This is a genomic window from Nocardia araoensis NBRC 100135, assembly GCF_000308435.1.
GTDB classification, from domain to species: Bacteria; Actinomycetota; Actinomycetes; order Mycobacteriales; family Mycobacteriaceae; genus Nocardia; species Nocardia araoensis.
The window spans coordinates 15263-33611 of sequence record NZ_BAFR01000219.1; the positions used below are offsets into that span (position 1 = coordinate 15263).

Below are 18349 nucleotides of genomic sequence, written 5' to 3' on the forward strand. Positions count from 1 at the left end.
TCCCTCCGGCGCTCCGCCGCTCGATGACATGCGAAGGGCCGGGCTCGGATAGCTCCGTGCCCGGCCCGTTCCGCCGTGGTCAGACTTACCTCCGCCTTCGCTCCGGCCATGCGCGGGCCGAGGACGGACTACGTCCGACCGCGCCTATCAGGCGTACCTCCGCCTTCGCTCCGGCCGTGCGCGGGCCGAGGACGGACTACGTCCGACCGCGCCTATCAGGCGGTCGCCGCGAAGGCAGGCCCCAAGGCGGGCTCGGCGACCGGCTCGATCGCGTAGGCCAGGATGTCGGCCACGTCGGCGACCGGCCGGACGTCCAGCGCGGCCAGCACTTCCGCCGGGACGTCATCCAGATCCGGCTCGTTGCGCGCCGGGATGAACACCGTCTTCAATCCGGCCCGCTGGGCGGCGAGCAGCTTCTGCTTCACGCCGCCGATCGGCAGCACCCGGCCGTTCAGCGTGACCTCACCGGTCATGCCGACGTCCGATCGCACCTGACGACCCAGCGCCAGCGACACCAGGGCGGTGACCATCGTGACGCCCGCGGACGGCCCGTCCTTCGGCACCGCACCCGCCGGGAAGTGGATGTGGATATTGCGATCGAGCACCGACGGCTCGATGCCGATCTCCTCCAGGTGCGAGCGCACGTAGGTCAGCGCGATCTGTGCCGACTCCTTCATGACGTCACCGAGCTGGCCGGTGAGCGTCAGCGAGCGCTCGCCCTCGGCGGCGTTCGCCTCGATGTAGAGGACGTCGCCGCCCGCGCCGGTCACGGCGAGGCCGGTGGCCACACCCGGAACGGCCGTGCGCTCCACCGAGTCGGGAGTGAACCGCGGACGACCCAGGTAGTCCTGCAAGTCGTCCAGACCGATCGTCAGAGTTCCGGCGTCACGTTCGACCGTCGCCTCGTAACCCAGTTCCGGGTCGTAACCCGATCCGGCTTCGCGCTCCGACAACCGCGTGGCCGCCTTGCGCAGCGCTTTGGCGATCAGCCGCTCCATCTGCCTGACGCCGGCCTCCCTGGTGTAGTTGGCGGCGATCTCGCGCAGCGCTTCCTCGCTCACCGCCACCTCCTCGGCGGTCAGCGCGCTGCGCTCCAGCTGCCGCGGCACCAGGAAGTCGCGCGCGATGGCCACCTTGTCGTCCTCGGTGTAGCCGTCGACGGTGATCAGTTCCATCCGGTCCAGCAGCGGGCCGGGGATGGTCTCCATGACGTTCGCCGTCGCGATGAACAGCACGTCGGACAGATCCAGATCCAGATCCAGGTAGTGGTCGCGGAACGTGTGGTTCTGCGCCGGGTCCAGCACCTCGAGCAGGGCGGCCGCCGGGTCGCCGCGGAAGTCCGAGCCGACCTTGTCGATCTCGTCCAGCAGGACGACCGGGTTCATCGAACCGGCCTCCTTCATGGCCCGCACGATCCGGCCGGGCATGGCGCCGACATAGGTGCGGCGGTGACCGCGGATCTCGGCCTCGTCGCGGACGCCGCCCAAAGCCACGCGGACGAACTTGCGGCCGAGAGCGCGCGCCACGGACTCGCCCAGCGAGGTCTTGCCGACGCCGGGCGGGCCGACCAGCACCAGCACCGCGCCGGACCCGCGTCCGCCGACGACCTCCAGGCCGCGGGCGGCCCGGCGTGCGCGGACGGCCAGGTACTCGACCATCCGGTCCTTGACCTCTTCCAAGCCGTGGTGGTCGGCGTCGAGCACCGCGCGGGCGGCCGAGACGTCGGCGCTGTCGGTGGTCTTCACCGTCCACGGCAACTCCAGCACGGTGTCCAGCCAGGTCCGGATCCAGCCGGATTCCGGGCTCTGATCGCTGGCCCGCTCCAGCCTGCCGACCTCGCGCAGCGCCGCCTCCCGCACGGTGTCGGGCAGGTCGGCCTGCCCGACGCGGGTGCGGTAGTCGTCCGCGCCGTCCGGCTCGTCCTCGCCGAGTTCCTTGCGGATCGCGTTGAGCTGCTGGCGCAGCAGGAATTCGCGCTGGCTCTTCTCCATGCCCTCGCGCACGTCTTCGCTGATCTTCTCGCTGATCTCGGCCTCGGCGATGTGCGCTTTGGTCCACTCGATCAGGGTGGTCAGCCGCGCCGCCACGTCGGGGGTCTCGAGCAGTTCACGCTTCTGATCGGAAGTCAGGTACGGGGCGTAGCCCGCGGTGTCGGCGATGGCCGACGGGTCGGTCAGCTGATTGACCGCGTCGATGATCTGCCAGGCCTCGCGGCGTTGCAGCACCGAGACGACCAGCTTCTTGTATTCGGCGGCCAGTTCCTTGGTGCGGCCGTCGGCGGCGGGCGTCTCGACCGGCTCGGCCTCGACCCACAGCGCGGCGCCGGGACCGGTGACCCCGTGCCCGATCTTGGCGCGCCGTTCGGCCTTGAGGACGGCGGCAGGGGCGCCGCCGCGCATCCGGCCGACCTGTTCGATGGTGGCGACCACACCGTAAGTGGCGTAGCCCTCGGTCAGTCGCGGCGCGAGCAGCACGGCGTCGGTCTTTGCGGCGCGCGCGGCGTCGATCGCGGCCTGCGCGGATTCGTCCAGTTCGATGGGCACGACCATGCCCGGCAGCACGATCGGATCGGTGAGGAACAGCACCGGCAGGTTCTGTGGTGTAGTCACGTTCTTCGACCCTTCCAAAAGTTGAGCGATGCCTACTCAACCCCGGGGCGGATGGGTTTGTTCCGCCCCGACCGGTCCGTTCGCTGACGGCGAAGTCGCGACCTGGATGGTCCCTGCTTCGCGTTGACACCCCGTCCAAGGCAATGAGAACGTTGTGACCTTGGTATCTCATACCGGCGGTACCGCCGGATCGGCTTGAGGAGTCCCATCGATGTCGTCGCTCGCCGCTGGCGTGTTCATCGACTGGGAGAGCGTGACCGGGCAGCCGAAATTCGTGGTCGACCTGATCACGTTCCCGATCTTCAGCGCGCTCGCGGGATGGCTGACCAACTGGACCGGCGTGCTGATGCTGTTCTGGCCGATCGTCTTCCGCGGCATCCGCATCCCGGGCCTGCATGTGCTCTATCCGTACTTCCCGCGCCGGGTCCAAGTGCTGCCGACCTTCTCCGGCGACGGCCGCCGCCTCGGATTCCAGGGCTTCATCCCGGCGCGCGCGGAGAAGATGGCCAGCATCTGCGTGGACAAGGCCCTGATGCGGATCGGCAGCCCCAAGGACTTCATCCACGAACTCGATCTCGACGGCATCGCCGACTACATCGCGGTGCTGGCGCGGCAGCAGGTGCGCCCGCTGGTGGACGAGCTGATGTACCGGGAGAACGCGGACCTGTGGCGTACGGTGCCGCGCGCCGCCAAGCAATTGATCTACCAGCGGGTGGATCGGGAACTGCCCGCACTGTCGCGCCGCGCGTTCGCGTCGCTGGGCGACAACGTCGACCAGTTGATCGGCATCAAGGGCTTCGTGATCCGCTACCTGCAGGACAATCCGGCCATCCTCGAGGACCTGACCACCACCATCGCGGCGCCCGAGCTGCGCTTCATGGTGCGCATCGGCCTGCTCGGCGCGCCCTTCGGCGTGCTGCTGGCGCTGTACCTGCACGTGCACCAGCAGATTCCGGTGCTGGGCTGGGTGCCCGGCTGGGTGATCGTCCTGCTCGCCTCGGCGGCGATCGGCGTGATCGTGAACGTCATCGCGGTGAAGATGGTGTTCGAGCCGGGCGACCCGCAACCGAGGTACAAGTACCTGTGGAAGCAAGCGCTGCTGGCGAAACGGCAGCCGCAGGCGGCGACCGATCTGGCGCACATACTGGCCTATCAGGTGCTGACGCTGCCGAACCTGTCCAAGGAACTGCTGGAAGGCCCGAACGGGGACAAGACCAGGCAGTTGCTGGAGCGCTTGATCGCCGACGAGATCCATCGTCAGCTCGGGCCGACCACCACGCTGGTGCGCGCGGCGCTGGGACGGCGACAGTTCGACAACCTCACGGTGGGCGCGGCGGGCGCCGCCGTCGGCTTGGCGCCGACCCTGGTCGAGGACGAGGAGTTCACCCGGGAGCAGGCCAAGACCATCGACGAGTTCGCCGCGCGCAAGTTGCGCGAGCTCACGCCAGGGGAGTTCATGGAGATGTTCTACGCCTCCGTGGAGCAGGACGCCTGGCTGCTGTATCTGCACGGTGCGGTCCTCGGCATCGTCGTGGGAGCAGCCCATCTGACCCTTTTCGGCTGGTAGCCGGCCCGTTGCCGCCGAGATAAAACAAGCATGCTTGCCTTTTTTTAGACCCGCTGCGATGCTGGACGACGGTGGCGCACGAGGCGGTGGGCCCGGGACCGGCAGGGGAACAGATGGCTGACCTAGAGGCGCTGCTCGGCGACTTCGCCGACGAATGCGCGGACCTGGAACGACTCGTCGCCCCACTGGCGCCCGAGGAATGGGCGCGCACCACACCCGCGCCCGGCTGGACCATCGCGCATCAGATCGGGCATCTGGCCTGGACCGACGAGATCGCGACGATCGCCACCGCGGACGCGACGCGCTTCCAGCAGTTGCTGACCGAGGCCGGACCGCGCGCCCTCACGTTCGTCGACGAGGCCGCCGAGAAGGCCGCGACCGAACCGCCCGCCGAGTTGCTCGACCGCTGGCGGCGTGGGCGCGCGTCGCTCACGGCCGCGCTGCGCGCCGTGCCCGCGGGCGTCAAACTGCCGTGGTTCGGGCCGCCGATGAGCCCGGCGTCGATGATCACCGCGCGCATCATGGAGACCTGGGCGCACGGGCAGGATGTGGCCGATGCTCTCGGCGTGCACCGCTCGCCTACGGCTCGGCTGCGCACCGTGGCCCACATCGGCGTGCGCACCAGGAACTTCGCCTACACCGTGCACGGGAAGACCCCGCCCGCAGCGGAATTCCGGGTCGAGCTCACCGCGCCGGATCGCACCGTCTGGTCATGGGGCCCCGAGGACGCCGAACAGCGGGTGACCGGACCGGCGCTCGACTTCTGCCTGCTGGTGACCCAGCGCCGCCATCCGGACGATCTGGCGCTCGTGGCACACGGCGAGGACGCCGCGGAATGGCTCACTATCGCACAGGCTTTCGCGGGTCCGACGGGCGAAGGAAGGACAGCGGGCCAGTTCGTGTGACCCGGAGCGGGCGAGCGCCACACTTGGGTGCGCCGTGTTCATGTCGACGGCCGGACGCCGTTGGCCGGGTGTCTCGAGATGGCAGTCGAGAATGGCGCTCGCCCGCTCCCGAATATTTACCCGCCCGTGCGTGCACGGAAACATCGACGCCATGAACGCCGGGGACATCGGCTCGTCCGGGCGGCGCGCTCGCTGTGATCCTGATCTCTTCGATGCGGTATACCCTGCGGCGGCACAGGTAATCTGGGCGGGCGTACAGCTTTCCATGGTGCTGATCGCCTGTGGGGAGCAGCGTCGCAGGGAAAGGAACGCATCGTGACAGCGCACCGACCTGTCCAGGTCGCACGGCATGCCGCCGTCGTGCTCGCCGGTGCGGCCAGTCTCAGCCTGACCGTCGCGGCCGGCGCCTATATCGTCCACCAGATCGCCGATGCGCAGCGCCCCGATACCTCGATCGCCGCGCCGATCCCCCGGCCGCCCCGCACCGGACCGACCACGGACGCGGCACGGCCTTCTATCCCGTGCTGACCGGCAATAGTTTCGTCCTGCCGACATCGATTTCCGCGCCGCGCGTATACGAACCGGAAACCATAGAGCCGCAGGTCGATTCACCTACCACACCGCCTGCGCACGCACCGCTCGGAGGCAGAGTCCGGCTCGGCGACGCCTACGTCGGCGCGCAAGTCACCGAGGTCGAAACCGACACGGTTTCGGTCACCGTGGACACGAACGCCTTGACCATGCTCACCGGTCTGCTCCGCTCCGAGCAACCGGCCGCGAGCACCGTGACCACGATGCGCACCGACCTCGATACCCAACGCGGCGAAGTGCGCGTGGCGTTCTCCGACCCGAGCCTGGGCGAGCACGACTTGCACCTGGATCGTCACCCCGCCCCCGGAACCGCCGGACGCGCGCCCACACCCCCGCGGAACGCGGTGGATTCCGCCGTGGTGTGACCCACCGCTTACCCTGCTCGGCATGAGCGCCTACGACTTCTGCGTCATCGGCGGCGGCATCGTCGGCGTCGCGACCGCGCATCGGATCCTGGCGCGCCATCCCGGTGCGAGCCTGGTGCTGTTGGAGAAGGCCGAGCGCCTGGCCGTCCATCAAACCGGGCACAACAGCGGCGTCATCCACTCCGGCATCTACTATCCGCCGGACAGCCTCAAGGCCACGCTGTGTCGCCGGGGTGCGCGCTGGACCAAGGATTTCGCTGCGGCACAGGGCATTCCGTACCGGGTCTGCGGCAAACTGCTGGTCGCCACCGACGACGCCGAGTACGGACGCATGCTCGCGCTGCACGAACGTTCCGTCGTCAACGGCGTGGCCGTCGAGCTGATCGACGCCGCGGAACTCACGCGGCGGGAACCACACGTGACCGGCGCCGGCGCCCTGTTCGTCCCGGACACCGGCATCATCGACTTCACCCGGGTGACGGAAGCGCTGGCCGAGGAAGTCCGCCGCGCGGGTGGTGAGTTCGTGCTGGGTGTCGAGATCACCACACTCACCGAAACCTCGGACGCGGTGACCGCCGCGGGACCGGCCGGTTCCTGGACAGCTCGCCGCCTGGTGGTCTGTGCGGGACTGCAAGCCGACCGGATGGCACGAGCCGCCGGTCTGCGCACCGATTTTCGCATCGTTCCCTTCCGCGGTGAGTACTACCAACTGCCGCGGGAGCGCAACGGGCTGGTCAGCACCTTGATCTATCCGATCCCCGATCCCGAATTGCCCTTCCTGGGCGTGCATTTGAGCCCGACGATCGACGGAGCGCTCACCGTGGGCCCGAACGCGGTGCTCGGCCTCGCCAGGGAGGGCTACCGCAAAGGCGACATCGATCTGCGCGACGCGCGAGAAGTGCTCGGATTCAGCGGTTTCCACCGCGTCGCCAAGGCCAACGTGCGAACCGGACTGCGGGAACTGCGCAATTCGCTGTTCAAGCGGGGATACCTGGCGCAGTGCCGCCGCTATTGTCCGGAGCTGACGCTCGCCGATCTGCTTCCCCGGGAGGCGGGAATTCGCGCGCAAGCGGTGTTGCGCGACGGAACCTTGGTGCACGACTTCATGCTCGAGCGCACCGAGCGCTCGATTCATCTGCTCAACGCACCCTCACCTGCGGCGACCTCGGCCATGCCGATCGCGGAGCACATCGTCGACCAGCTCTGAGCACGCGGCGCAGCGATCTTCTCCCAAGCAACTACTCGGTCGCAATCTTGCGATTCGGCGCACCAAATCGCGCAGAGCCCTCGAATAAAGAGGAGTGCTGTAGTACTTTTAACGCCAGTCGTGGGACAGGGAGGGCCTATGGGCCACATCAAGTACGCGAGTGACGTCGGAGCGCCCGTCGAGGTCGCCTTCAACTACACGGACAACCATCTATTCGTACCGGATTGGATGTTCGGGATCGCGGACTTCGTACCGACCGGCGACCGGGATCGCGGACTCGGCGCGGTCTTCGCCACCACGACCCGTCTCGTGCTCTGGCAACCGACCACCACCTGCGAGATCACCGAATACCGCCCCAACGCGGTGATCGGTTATACGCTGCGCGGGCGTTTCTCCGGCACGCTGCGGCTACGCTTCGACCCGCTCGGCTACGGGCGCTCGGTACTGACCTCCGAGGCGGAGTACAGTCCACTTGGCGGTGTGATCGGGCGCCTGAGCGGGGGCTTGGTGGACGCCGCGGTCAAATCGGCGCTTCGGCGTACCGAGGCCCGGTTGCGGAGGGAGATAGAGGAATTCCACGGTACCGATCTTGTCGGTCGGATTGCGTAGGGTGCCAGCCATGATCATCGTGAGCACCGACGGATCCTGCCTCCGCAATCCCGGTGGCGCCATCGGCTGGGCTTGGGTCAATCATCAGGGCTCCTCCGCGAGCGGGGGAGCCGCGTCCGGGACCAACCAGGTCGCGGAGTTGCGCGCGGTGCTGGAGGCGATCGTCGCCCACCCCGGCTCCGAACCCCTTCTCATCGAGAGCGATTCGCTCTACGCCATCAAATGCGCCTCGGAGTGGGTGTCGGGGTGGCGGCTCAACGGCTGGCGCACGTCGACCGGTGGCGCGGTGAAGAACGTCGAACTCGTCCGGCAGATCGATCGGGCCATCGCGACCAGGCCGGGACCGGTCCGGTTCCGCTGGGTCCGTGGGCATGTCGGCAACTACTTCAACGAGCAGGCCGACGCACTGGCCGGAGAAGCGGCTCGGCAGGCCGCGGTCACCGCGGCCGTAGCCGAGGCGAACACCGTGGAAATGCTCGCGGTGACTGTGGAGGAAACGCCGACGGCGCCGGAAGCGCCGAAGGACAAGGCCGCGGGGAAGGCGGCCGCGCCGTCGGCGCCACAGGCTCTGACGCTGTTCTGACGCGCCCGCCGAAGCGGCGCAGGCTGCCCGAATGACCTCCGGCGGTGGTGGCTCGGCCCACCGCCGGAGGCGCTCGGCTAGTTACCCGGCTGCGGTGCGGGCTGACCAGACGGTGCGGGCTGCCCCGGCGCCGGAGCGCCGCCCGGTGCGGGAGCGCCGGGAAGGCCGGTGCCCGCGCCCTTCAACATCGGCGAATCGAGCTTCTCGACCAGCCACTTGTCGCCGGACTTCTGCAACTGGGCGATCACCACGACGAACTGCCGCTCGGGGTTGGCCTGGGTGAAGTTGGTCCGATACTGCGTGAGGGTCACCAGCACCTTGGCCGAGGTCTTGTCGCCGGACTGGTAGCCGCACTGCACGTCATCGACCCAGGACTTGACCTGCGCCTGCACCATGGCGTCTTTCAGCGCCTTGGTCGCGTCGTCGAACTCCTTGAGGAACTCGCCCGACGAGCCCGCCTTCACCGTGGCGAAATAGTCGTCGAGGTTCTTCGAGTAGTCGTAGACCGAGACGTCCTTGCCGAACTTGCACGCGGCGTTGGTCGAATCGCGGATCGCGTCGAGCTTGTCGCCGCGATCCTTGCCCTGCAAGAAGAACACGACCACCGCGGTGATCGCCGCGACCGCGAGCACGCCGGCCACGAAGGCGGCCACCAGCGGAAGGGAGGTGGATTTCCCGGCCTTGTCTGCCTTCTCCGCCTTGGACAGGTCGGGCTTCGCCGCGCCAGCGGCTTCCTGCGACTTCTCGGTCACCGCTGCGGTGTCCTTGTCGGAGGCGGCGGCCGTGGTCTCGGCGTCCTTGCCGGTCTCGGCGTCGTCGGTAGACATCGATAAAACCTGCACTTTCCCGGCGCGCGTCGGTGCGCACCGATTGGCTTCAGCGGCCCGCGGCAGCGAACCTTACGGGTTCCACCGGCGAGTATGCCCGCCCGGCGGGATGACCGCCGGGCCGGGTACGACTCACCGCACCGGAGGCAGCGTCCGCTCGTTCGGATCCACACCCGGCGGCATGTGCGCGCCGTTGTTCGGCACATCGGGCCGGGGCGCGTTGGCGGCGCCGCGGATCTGCTGACCCGGCGGGTTCTCACAGTAGTTCCACTTCGGGATCGTGCCGTCCTGCACGACCTCGTTGCGGATCTTCGGAGTGTTGTAGGTGCAGAACGGCCGCGGCCAGATGTCGATCATCGCGTGGAACTCGCCGTCGTGCGCCGGGATGCCGAGCGCTTCGCCACCGAGTGCGAGCGAGGGGAACAGCGCGCGCAGTGCGGGCAGCCGCAGCTGCGCCGCCTTCGTGATCGCCTGGAAGTTGGTCGCCAGACTGGTGATCGGATCGGCCGTCTTGTCCACCACCGCGCCCAGGCTGGTGAGCTGGCCCGGCGCCTGCTCGAGCACCCGCTGCAGTTCCGCGTTGGCGTTGTTGAACTGCTCGAACAGCACTCCGGAGTTGTGCGTCAGCGTGGCCAGATCGGGCTGCGCCATGGAGGTGGTGTTGGCGATGGTGCGCAGGTTGGTGATCAGATTCGTGGTCTGCGGCAGCAGCGAATCCAGGCCTGCCATCGCCAAGCTGATGCCGTTGACCAGGCCGCGCAGCTGATCCGGACCCCCGCTGAGCGCGATGTCCAGCTCGTTCAGGATGACCTGGAAGTGATCCGGGTTGATCTGCGCGATCAGGGCGCTGGCGTTGTCCAGCACCGACCACACCGGCGTCGGCGTGTGGATCTTGTCGGGGTCGAACTTGATCACCGCGCCGTTGGGCAGGTACGGCCCCTGCTCGGCGTTCGGCCGGAAGTCGATGTACTGCTCGCCCGCGCCGGACAGCGCCTGCACCGCGATCTGGGTGTCCACCGGGATCTTGTACTTCGACTCGATCTGCGCGGTGGCGGCGATGGCCTGGCCGCGATCGGTCAGCTCGATCGAGGTCACCTTGCCGATTCGCCAGCCCCGCAACGTCACGTCGTTGCCGGGCTGCAGACCGCCGGAACGGTCCAGATTCACCGTGACCGTGTAGTCCGACCGCAGCGGGTTCACCCGCATGACGTTCACCAGCAGGTACGCGGCGCCGACCAGCAGCACGAGCACCAGACCCAGGTTCGACAGGAAGATCTTGCTGCCGAGAACTTTGCGCACGGAGGTCATCGCTGTCCACCCCCCACTCGACTCTGCACGAGTTGCAGCACCTGGATCAGGCTGCCCGCGAAGTCCTGCAGGTCGTTGAGATCCTGGATCTTGCCGTGCTGCGGATCGGTGAGCGCGCTGATGTCCAGGTTGGTCGCGGTCGCGTACACCGCGAAGCTGCTGCCGCGGAAGGTCGCGTCCACCTTCGGCCGAATTACGCGCAGCCGATCCAGCAGGACGCCGAAGCCGTCACCGGTCTTCGCGATGGCGTCCATCAGCTGGCGGGTGTTGTCCAGCAGCCCGTTCAGGTTCTCGGTCGAGGTATTCGCGTAGTCGCCCAGCGCGGCGCTGGTGGTGGACAACTTGGTGAGCAGATCACCGAGGGCCCGGTTGTTCTCGGCGATGGCGCCGATCATCTGCGGCAGCGTGTCGGCCACCTCGCCGAGCTCCGACCGCCGCCCCTCGATGGTGTCGGCCAAGGTGCTGAACTCGCCGAGCACGCTGTCCACCCGCGCGGAGTTGGCGTTCAAACTGCCGACCACGCCGGTCATCTCGGTGATCAGGTGGGCGAGCTGGTCGCCGCGGCCGCCGACGATGGAGTCCAGCTCCGAGCCGAGCTTGGAGAGGCTGGCGATGCCGCCGCCGTTGAACAGCATGGAGACCGAGATGAGCAACTGCTCGACGGTCGCGCCCGCGGAGGTGCTGTCGATGGTGAGCGTGTCGCCGTCGTGCAGCATTGCCGCACCGGGCTCGACCTTGGGCTTGGACACCGCCACGAACACGTCACCCAGCGGGGTGGCCTGACGCAGTTCCGCCGTGCTGCCCTTGGGCAACTCGATGTCCTTGCGAATGGTCAGATCCACGATGGCCTGGAAGTTCTTGGTCTTGATGTCGGTGACCACGCCGACGTCCGAACCACCGATCTTCACCTTCGCCTGGTCGGGCAGATTCAGCGCGTTCTCGAAGACCGCGTGGATCGTGTAGGTCTCCCCGCCCTGGCCCGGTTTCGGCAGCGGCAGCTTCTCCACGGTGAGCCCGCAGCCGGAGGTGACCGCCACACCGGCCACCGCGGCGACGGCGACCAGCGCCCTGCGTGCCTTGATCGTCATTCGGTACGTCATTTCGTCAGTCCGAGCAGTGCGGCGGTCAGCCCGTAGTCGGGCCCGAAGTCCTGCATGTTTCCGGTGCGGCAGCCGTCGGCCTTCATCTGGATGCGCTCGCAGAACAGGCTGACGATCTCACCCGACAGCGCGGTGCCGATCACCGCGTGCAGCCGGACGTACTGGTGCTCACGGTTGATGATGTTGTCGACGTTCTGCATGACCATCGGCGCCAGGTCGGCGACCTCGGTGAGGCCGTAGGCGTTGTCGCGCAGCTGCTGGGTCACGTTGGTCAGGCCGGTCATGGTGCCCTGCAACTGGTCCTGGTACTGCGTCAGCGTGGTGCTCGTGTTCCGCAGGAAGGCGAGCAACTGGTCCAGCGTGGCCTGCAAGCCAGGTGCCTGCTCGGCGAGCAGGCCGGTCATCTGGGTCACCCGGTTGCTGAAATCGCGCACCGACTGGTCGTTCTCGGCCAGCATGGTGGTGAGGTCGTTCAGCTTGATGATGATGCTGGAGATCGCGTCCTTGTTGTCCACGCCGACCTTCAGCGCGCTGGACAGCGCGTTGAGGGTGTCGCGGATCTTCTCGCCGTTGCCGTTGAGCATCGGATACAGCACCCGGCCCGACAGCGGGCCGAGGCCCTCCTGACCAGGCTCCGGCTTCAGCGCGGCGGCGAACTGGTCGATGGTCTTGATCATCGTGTCCAACTCGACCGGCGTCTTGGTGCGGGCCTTGGGCAGATGATCGCCGTCGGACAAGGTCGCGCCCCCGGTGTAGACGGGAGTGAGCTCGACGTGCCGGTCGGTGACGATGGACGGCGAGACGATCGCGGCGATGGCGTCTTTCGGGATCTTCACGTCCTTGTCGATGGACATGTGCACCTCGACCAGCGTGCCCTTGGGCACGATCTTGTCGACCTTGCCCACATCGAGCCCGAGCACCGTGATCGGATTGCCCTCGTAGATGCCTGCGATGTTGTCGAAGTCGGCGGTGATCCGCAGGGTGTTGCCCAACGCGTCGTTCACCGAACTCGGCAGCAACGAGCAACTGCCGACCGTCAGTGCGGCGGCGCTGATCAGAAGCGTCTTCGCGACGGTCCTCAGCGGAAAGCCCGTGCGGAATTTCATCCCTGGCACCCCTCGATAACTTGGGCGAAGCACAACCAGTTGTCCGGGAACAGCCACGGCAGGCCGACATCGCCGTACGGACCGCTGCCGCCCCAGGAGTTCGCCAGGTAGCGCAGGGTCGGCGGCATGATCGACAGCATCCGATCCAGGTTGTCCTTGTTCTTCTGCAGGCCCTCGGCCATGGTGTTCAGCTGCTGGATGGTCGGGCCGAGCTGATCGTTGTTCTCCGCGCCGATCGCCTGCAACTGCTTGGTCAGCGTCGCGACGTTGTCCAGCAGCTGGCGCAGCAGCGCCTGGCGCTCCATCACCCGATTGGCGATGGCCTCGCCCTGGGTGATCACCAGCAGGATGCTGTTGCGGTTGTCGCCCAGGATCTGCGTGACCCGGTCCAAGTCCTTCAGCAGGGCGTCCACCTCGGTCTTGCGGCTGTCGATCACCTTGGCCAGCGCGCCGACGCTGTCCAACGCCTGGGCGGTGAGCTGGGGCGAGCCGTTCATCTGCTCGTTGATCAGGTTCAGCGAGTCGGCCAGCTTCTTGGTGTCGAGCGCTTCGAACTTCGGAGTGCCGACCTGCACCACGTCGGCCAGGTTGTACGGGACCGAGGTGTTGGACATCGGGATCCGCTTGCCCTTCAGCCCGGAGCCATCGCCCGGCTCGAGGTCGACGTACCTCGCGCCGAGCAGCGTGGCCATCTTGATCGAGGCGCGCGCGTCCGGGCCGAGTTTCACATCGTCGCTGACGCTCAGCGTGAGCAGCACGTGACTGCCCTCGAGCTCGGCGCCGACCACCCGCCCCGATGAGACGCCGGCGATGTTCACCTTGTCGCCGACCCTGATGCCCGCGGCCTGCACGAACTCGGCCTTGATCGACTGCTCGCCGACGCCGATGAGCTTGTAGACGCTGGACACCAGCAGCAGCACCACGATGAGGGCGCCGCCGATGATGCCCAACCAGAAGTACCGGTTGCTGTCGAACCTGGACCTGAGCTTCGTCATCATGGGCGGCACACCGCCGAGTGCGAGGTGCCACCGATCTGGGAGAACAGACCGCGGGGGAACAGGACGCCGTAGAGCGACACGTCCAGGCCGCACAGGTAGGCGTTGGCGTAACCGCCCTCCGAGGTGTGCCTGCCCGCCGCCGACAGGACGTTCGGCAGGTCGATCGCGGCTTGATCCAGCTTGGCGCCGTTGTCCAGCAACAGCTTCAGCGCCGCGCTGGTGGAGTTCTGCGCGTTGCGCAGGCTCGGCTGGATCCGGTCGAGCATGCCGACCACCGACGTGGTGGCGCTCGCGATCTGCTCGGTCGAGGCGAGCAATGACTGTCCTTGGTCGTACAGCCCGCCGATCAAGGCCCGGGTCTGGGTCACCAGGGTCTCCAATTCATCACCTCGTTTCGCCAACCCCGACATCACGCCCGACAGGTTGGTGATCACATCGGACAGGATCGCGTCCCTGCGCTGGAAGTCGGTGGCCAGCTGGGCGGCCTGGACGATGAACGCGCTCAGCGAGACGCCGTCGCCCTGCAAAGCCTGGATGAAGGTCTCCGAGAGCCGGTTGACCTGCTCGGGCTGCAACACCTGGAACAGCGGCTGGAACCCGTTCAGCAGACCCGAAATGTCGAACGACGGCTCGGTGCGATCGATCGGGATGGAACCGTTGTTCTTCAGCGGAGCCGGATTCGACCCCTTGCCGGGGGCCAGCGCCACGTACCGCTGACCGATCAGGTTCTGGTAGCGGACCAGCGCTTTGGTGTCGTTGTAGATCGTCTGGTCGCGCTGCACCACGAAGGTGACCTTGGCGACCGACTTCTTCAGATGCGCGTCGCGGCCCAGCTCGATCTTCTCGACCTTGCCCACCCGCACGCCCGCCATGCGGACGTCGTCGCCCTCGTGCAGGCCGAGCACATCGGAGAACGTGGCGGAATAGGTGTAGGTGTCGCCGCTGACGATGCGCGCAAGCGTGTTCCACACCACCACCGTCACCAGGATCGACACGATGGCGAAGATGCCGAATCCGATCAGCGGTTTGCGAATGCTCATCGTCCGGCACCGTTGTCGGACACCTGCATGGTTCCGCCCTTCAGGATCGTGCTCAGCAGCAGGTATTCGGCGGTGGTCGGCTGGCGGCCGAGCAGCGCGGTGATCGCGGCGTCACCCCGGTAGGCGATCGGCGCCGCCGACGGGGTGCCCTCGGGCGCGGCGGCCGGAGCCGCGGGCGCGGGGGCCGCGGCCGGCGGGAGCAGGCCCGGCGGCAGCATCGGGAACAGGCCCTCGAGCGGGGTGCCCGCGAACGGAGCGGGAGCGCCGCCGGTCGGGGCTGCCGCGGTGGCGCGGTTCGGGTCCGGTGTGGTGACGCCGGGGATCAGCGGCAGACCGGGCATCGGCACCACCGGGGGAAGCCCGGCGGCCGAGGCGAGCGCGCGCGGCTTCAGCTGCTCCGGCAGCTCGCCGACATCGGCCACGGCGGGAGCGGTGTAGCAGCTCGGTCCGACCAGCTGGCCGTAGCGCGGGCAGTCGGCCACGGTGTAGGGCCGGTACGGGGTCAGCGTGATGCCCGCGTCCCAGACCTGCTGCTTCTGCGGACCCCAGGTGAACGTGGTGTCCATCCGGCGCATGGTCTCGCTGAGGTTCAGCAGGCTCCTGGTGATCGCGTCGGGGTCGGCGGCGAGGGCGCCGAACATGTCGTTGGTCCCCGCGGTTACCTCGATGCCCACGTTCGGGTTACGGGCGAACAGGTCGTTCACCGTGTCGATGGTTCCGCTGGTGCCGGTGATCAGCGAGACCAGCTCGCTGCGCCGGTCGGCGATGGTGCGCGCGGTCTGCACCGAGCTGCCGAGCACGTCGACCAGCTCGGGCGCGGACTGGTTGAGCGCGTTGAACGAGGCGGAGAAGTCGCCCAGCAGCACACCGAGATCGGGAATCGACTCGTCGACGGCCAGCAGCCAGCGGTCGAGCCGCTCGACGGTGGAGCCGGGCATCCGGCCGCTGCCGTCCAGCGCCTGGGACAGGGTGCCGAGCACCCGGCCGAACTGCACCGGATCGATCTTGTCGAGGATGTTGCGCACCGTGGTGAGCGTGTCCTGCAGCGCGATGGTGCCCTTGCTGCGGTCTTCCTCGATGACCGAGCCCTCGTGCAGGTACTGGTCGGCGGGACCGTTGAAGACGAGTTCGACGGAGGTGACGGCGAACAGGTTGCTCGGCACCACGCGAGCGGTCACGTTGGCCGGGATGTCACCGGCGAACTCCGGCTTCATCTCGATCCGGACCTTCTGCAGCTCGCCCTTGGCCGCGACGTCGACGGTCTTCACCGCGCCGACGAGCACGCCGCGGAACTTGACGTCGGCCTGCTCGGGCAGACCGTCACCCGTGGTGGTCAGGTTCGCGGTGACGTTGACCTTCTCCTGGAAGTAGCCCTTGTAGCGCAGCATCAGGAAGCCGAGCACCAACGCGAACACGACCAGACCGCACACGCCTGCGATGAGCAGCTGCCGCATCGTGGGTCCGCGCCCACTGGGATCAATGATCATCTGGTGTCTACCCCGAGATCCGGATGCCGGGGTTGACGCCCCAGATCGCCAATGTCATGAACAGGTTCGCGAACACGACCGCGATGATGCACATCTTGATCGCGCGGCCCGCGGCCACACCGACGCCCTCGGGGCCACCGGAGGCGAAGAAGCCGTAGTAGCACTGGATGAACGTGGTGATCGCGACGAACAGGATCGCCTTGATCAGCGAGTAGATGACGTCGGTCGGAACGAGGAACTGATAGAAGTAGTGCTGGTAGGTGCCGGTGGCGGTGCCGCCGATCAGCTGCACGGTCAGCGAGCAGGAGACGTAGGCCATCGTGAGGCCGAGGCAGTAGAGCGGGATGATGGCGACCATCGCCGCGAACATCCTGGTGCTGATCAGATACGGCAGCGGCCGGATGGCGATGGACTCCAGCGCGTCGATCTCCTCGGAGATGCGCATGGCGCCGAGCTGCGCGGTGAAGCGGCAGCCCGCCTGAGCGGCGAAGGCCAGCGTGGCCAGCAGCGGGCCGAGTTCGCGAGTAGTGGCGAACGCCGAGATCGCACCGGTGATCGGACTCAGGCCGAGCAGGTTCAGCGAGTTGTAGCCCTGGATGCCGACGGTCATGCCGCCGAACGCGCTCAGAATGACGACGACGCCGATGGTGCCGCCGCCGACGACGAGATTGCCGTTGCCCCAGGTGACGTCCGAAAGCAGGCGCCACACTTCCTTGGGGTAGTGCTTCAGCGCCAGCGGAATCGAGCCGATCGAGCGCAACAGGAAGAACACCTGGTGGCCGAGCCTGGCGAGCAGATCTACCGGAGCCTGCGCGGATTTCCGGAATGCCTGGAGAGGCCGCAGCAGCGGCGGTACATAGGTTGATGACACCGGCTCAGACCACCTGTGACGGGAAGAGTGCGTTGTAAACCTGGGTGATGATGAGGTTCACCCCGAACAGCATGATGGCGGAGCTCACCACGGCGGAATTCACCGAGTTCGCGACACCGCCGGGGCCGCCCCGGGTGTTCAATCCGGTGTCGCAGGCGATGATCGCCGCCAGCAGACCGAAAATCAGCGATTTCATCAGCGCGACAAGAAGATCGGTGGTCACGGCGAACGAGGAGAAGGTGCCGACGTAGGAACCCGGCGTGCCGTTCTGCGCGAAGATATTGAAGATATAGCCGGTCAGGAAGCCGACGAAGACGACGAAGCCGCACAGCAGCACACTCACCAGCATGGCGGCGCCGAGGCGCGGAGCGACCAGCCTGCGCATCGGGTCGACGCCCATCACCTTCATGGCGTCGATCTCCTCGCGGATGGTGCGCGAGCCGAGATCGGCGCAGACCGCGGAGCCGACGGCGCCCGCGATCATCAGCGAGGTGACCAGCGGGGCGCCCTGCTGGATGATGCCGAGGCCGTTGGCCGCGCCGATGAACGAGGTGGCGCCGACCTGGCCTGCGACCGAGCCGACCTGGATGGAGACGATGACGCCGATCGGGATGGCGACCAGCAGGGTGGGCGCCGCGGAGACGCTGGCCATGAACGCGCACTGGCGGACGAACTCGGCGAAGGGAAAGCGCCTGCGGAATATCGAGACGAACAGTTCGGCGACGGCGGCGAAGCCCATCGTGATCTGCCTGCCGAAGGTCTCCAGCGAACGCTTCGGATGATCTTGCCAGTAAGATCTCGTCCAATCGACCGCACCACTGAACCGTGACCCTGATGGTGGACTCTCGGTCGACTGCACTGGCTAATCCTCCTCGACGCCGGTTGGCTGCCCCGACGACTCGTTTGCTTGACGCACCTTACTACGGAGTAGTGCAGAACACACCATCCACTTGTGATCGCAGTCATAGATGTTCCTCACCGTCGCCGAAAAGCAATGGTTAAGGCGCGGAACATTGGGAACGACCCCAAAGGTGAGCGGCCCAGCTCTGGCACAACCTACAGCCGAACTGCGTGAATGACGGGTCGCATCCGGCGATTCGGCGAATTACTTTGGATAATTCTCATCGAAAATCAGATTTGTTTCCGGAGACCAACGCGACGCCTCCTTACTATCAC

17 protein-coding genes are annotated in these 18349 nt (G+C 67.2%); 7 read left to right on the forward strand and 10 right to left on the reverse strand.

What is annotated here, in order from left to right:
- Positions 1-215: 215 nt before the first annotated feature.
- On the reverse strand, positions 216-2549 hold the full coding sequence (lon, locus tag ON21_RS29595; RefSeq protein WP_051021477.1) for an endopeptidase La: 2334 nt from the start codon (positions 2547-2549) through the stop codon (positions 216-218).
- A gap of 271 nt (positions 2550-2820) precedes the next feature.
- On the opposite strand from lon, the gene ON21_RS29600 reads away from it, so the two are divergent.
- The 7 genes from ON21_RS29600 (at position 2821) to ON21_RS29625 (ending at position 8436) form a co-directional block, all read left to right on the forward strand.
- Positions 2821-4176: a DUF445 domain-containing protein gene (locus ON21_RS29600; protein ID WP_039803323.1), complete on the forward strand. Its 1356-nt coding sequence runs from the start codon at positions 2821-2823 to the stop codon at positions 4174-4176.
- A gap of 113 nt (positions 4177-4289) precedes the next feature.
- The gene (locus ON21_RS29605; protein ID WP_039803325.1) at positions 4290-5081 is read left to right on the forward strand and encodes a TIGR03084 family metal-binding protein; all 792 of its coding nucleotides are present in this window, start codon (positions 4290-4292) and stop codon (positions 5079-5081) included.
- Between the two features lie 315 nt (positions 5082-5396).
- Positions 5397-5609 carry a hypothetical protein gene (locus tag ON21_RS38765; RefSeq protein WP_157171008.1) on the forward strand — a complete coding sequence of 71 codons (213 nt, stop codon included), beginning with the start codon at positions 5397-5399 and terminating at the stop codon, positions 5607-5609.
- Positions 5603-6037: a hypothetical protein gene (locus tag ON21_RS29610; RefSeq protein WP_039803327.1), complete on the forward strand. Its 435-nt coding sequence runs from the start codon at positions 5603-5605 to the stop codon at positions 6035-6037. The genes ON21_RS38765 and ON21_RS29610 overlap by 7 nt, the downstream gene beginning before the upstream one ends.
- Before the next feature lie 22 nt (positions 6038-6059).
- Complete coding sequence (lhgD, locus tag ON21_RS29615; protein ID WP_039803329.1) at positions 6060-7244, forward strand: L-2-hydroxyglutarate dehydrogenase; 1185 nt, start codon at positions 6060-6062, stop codon at positions 7242-7244.
- Positions 7245-7382: 138 nt separating this feature from the next.
- Complete coding sequence (locus ON21_RS29620; RefSeq protein ID WP_039803331.1) at positions 7383-7853, forward strand: SRPBCC family protein; 471 nt, start codon at positions 7383-7385, stop codon at positions 7851-7853.
- A gap of 10 nt (positions 7854-7863) precedes the next feature.
- Positions 7864-8436 (forward strand): ribonuclease H family protein, encoded by a 573-nt coding sequence (locus ON21_RS29625; RefSeq protein ID WP_039803333.1) that lies wholly within the window; start codon positions 7864-7866, stop codon positions 8434-8436.
- Positions 8437-8513: 77 nt separating this feature from the next.
- Here ON21_RS29625 and ON21_RS29630 read toward each other — a convergent pair whose 3' ends face one another.
- The 9 genes from ON21_RS29630 to ON21_RS29670 all read right to left on the reverse strand — a co-directional run bounded on the left by ON21_RS29630 (position 8514) and on the right by ON21_RS29670 (position 18032).
- A complete protein-coding gene (locus ON21_RS29630) occupies positions 8514-9263 on the reverse strand; it encodes a hypothetical protein (RefSeq protein WP_039803335.1) in 750 nt (249 codons plus the stop codon).
- 132 nt (positions 9264-9395) lie between these two features.
- Positions 9396-10571, reverse strand: coding sequence for an MlaD family protein (locus tag ON21_RS29635; protein ID WP_039803337.1), 1176 nt, complete (start codon positions 10569-10571; stop codon positions 9396-9398).
- Positions 10568-11659, reverse strand: coding sequence for an MCE family protein (locus ON21_RS29640; RefSeq protein ID WP_039803339.1), 1092 nt, complete (start codon positions 11657-11659; stop codon positions 10568-10570). The genes ON21_RS29635 and ON21_RS29640 overlap by 4 nt, the downstream gene beginning before the upstream one ends.
- 8 nt (positions 11660-11667) lie before the next feature.
- Positions 11668-12777: an MlaD family protein gene (locus tag ON21_RS29645; RefSeq protein ID WP_039803341.1), complete on the reverse strand. Its 1110-nt coding sequence runs from the start codon at positions 12775-12777 to the stop codon at positions 11668-11670.
- Positions 12774-13772 carry an MCE family protein gene (locus ON21_RS29650; protein WP_039803343.1) on the reverse strand — a complete coding sequence of 333 codons (999 nt, stop codon included), beginning with the start codon at positions 13770-13772 and terminating at the stop codon, positions 12774-12776. Before ON21_RS29650 ends, ON21_RS29645 begins: the two co-directional genes overlap by 4 nt.
- On the reverse strand, positions 13772-14815 hold the full coding sequence (locus ON21_RS29655; RefSeq protein ID WP_039803345.1) for an MCE family protein: 1044 nt from the start codon (positions 14813-14815) through the stop codon (positions 13772-13774). Before ON21_RS29655 ends, ON21_RS29650 begins: the two co-directional genes overlap by 1 nt.
- A complete protein-coding gene (locus tag ON21_RS29660; RefSeq protein ID WP_039803347.1) occupies positions 14812-16302 on the reverse strand; it encodes an MlaD family protein in 1491 nt (496 codons plus the stop codon). Before ON21_RS29660 ends, ON21_RS29655 begins: the two co-directional genes overlap by 4 nt.
- A 7-nt stretch (positions 16303-16309) precedes the next feature.
- Positions 16310-17173 carry an ABC transporter permease gene (locus tag ON21_RS29665; protein WP_039803349.1) on the reverse strand — a complete coding sequence of 288 codons (864 nt, stop codon included), beginning with the start codon at positions 17171-17173 and terminating at the stop codon, positions 16310-16312.
- A gap of 4 nt (positions 17174-17177) precedes the next feature.
- Positions 17178-18032 carry an MlaE family ABC transporter permease gene (locus ON21_RS29670; RefSeq protein WP_039803351.1) on the reverse strand — a complete coding sequence of 285 codons (855 nt, stop codon included), beginning with the start codon at positions 18030-18032 and terminating at the stop codon, positions 17178-17180.
- Between the last annotated feature and the right edge of the window lie 317 nt (positions 18033-18349).

What these genes read in the sequence shown, in the direction of transcription:
- lon (WP_051021477.1), bottom strand. Translation starts at nt 2,549, where the DNA reads ATGGTCGTGCCCATCGAACTGGACGAATCCGCGCAGGCCGCGATCGAC.
- ON21_RS29600 (WP_039803323.1), top strand. Translation starts at nt 2,821, where the DNA reads ATGTCGTCGCTCGCCGCTGGCGTGTTCATCGACTGGGAGAGCGTGACC.
- ON21_RS29605 (WP_039803325.1), top strand. Translation starts at nt 4,290, where the DNA reads ATGGCTGACCTAGAGGCGCTGCTCGGCGACTTCGCCGACGAATGCGCG.
- lhgD (WP_039803329.1), top strand. Translation starts at nt 6,060, where the DNA reads ATGAGCGCCTACGACTTCTGCGTCATCGGCGGCGGCATCGTCGGCGTC.
- ON21_RS29620 (WP_039803331.1), top strand. Translation starts at nt 7,383, where the DNA reads ATGGGCCACATCAAGTACGCGAGTGACGTCGGAGCGCCCGTCGAGGTC.
- ON21_RS29625 (WP_039803333.1), top strand. Translation starts at nt 7,864, where the DNA reads ATGATCATCGTGAGCACCGACGGATCCTGCCTCCGCAATCCCGGTGGC.
- ON21_RS29630 (WP_039803335.1), bottom strand. Translation starts at nt 9,263, where the DNA reads ATGTCTACCGACGACGCCGAGACCGGCAAGGACGCCGAGACCACGGCC.
- ON21_RS29635 (WP_039803337.1), bottom strand. Translation starts at nt 10,571, where the DNA reads ATGACCTCCGTGCGCAAAGTTCTCGGCAGCAAGATCTTCCTGTCGAAC.
- ON21_RS29640 (WP_039803339.1), bottom strand. Translation starts at nt 11,659, where the DNA reads ATGACGATCAAGGCACGCAGGGCGCTGGTCGCCGTCGCCGCGGTGGCC.
- ON21_RS29645 (WP_039803341.1), bottom strand. Translation starts at nt 12,777, where the DNA reads ATGAAATTCCGCACGGGCTTTCCGCTGAGGACCGTCGCGAAGACGCTT.
- ON21_RS29650 (WP_039803343.1), bottom strand. Translation starts at nt 13,772, where the DNA reads ATGACGAAGCTCAGGTCCAGGTTCGACAGCAACCGGTACTTCTGGTTG.
- ON21_RS29655 (WP_039803345.1), bottom strand. Translation starts at nt 14,815, where the DNA reads ATGAGCATTCGCAAACCGCTGATCGGATTCGGCATCTTCGCCATCGTG.
- ON21_RS29660 (WP_039803347.1), bottom strand. Translation starts at nt 16,302, where the DNA reads ATGATCATTGATCCCAGTGGGCGCGGACCCACGATGCGGCAGCTGCTC.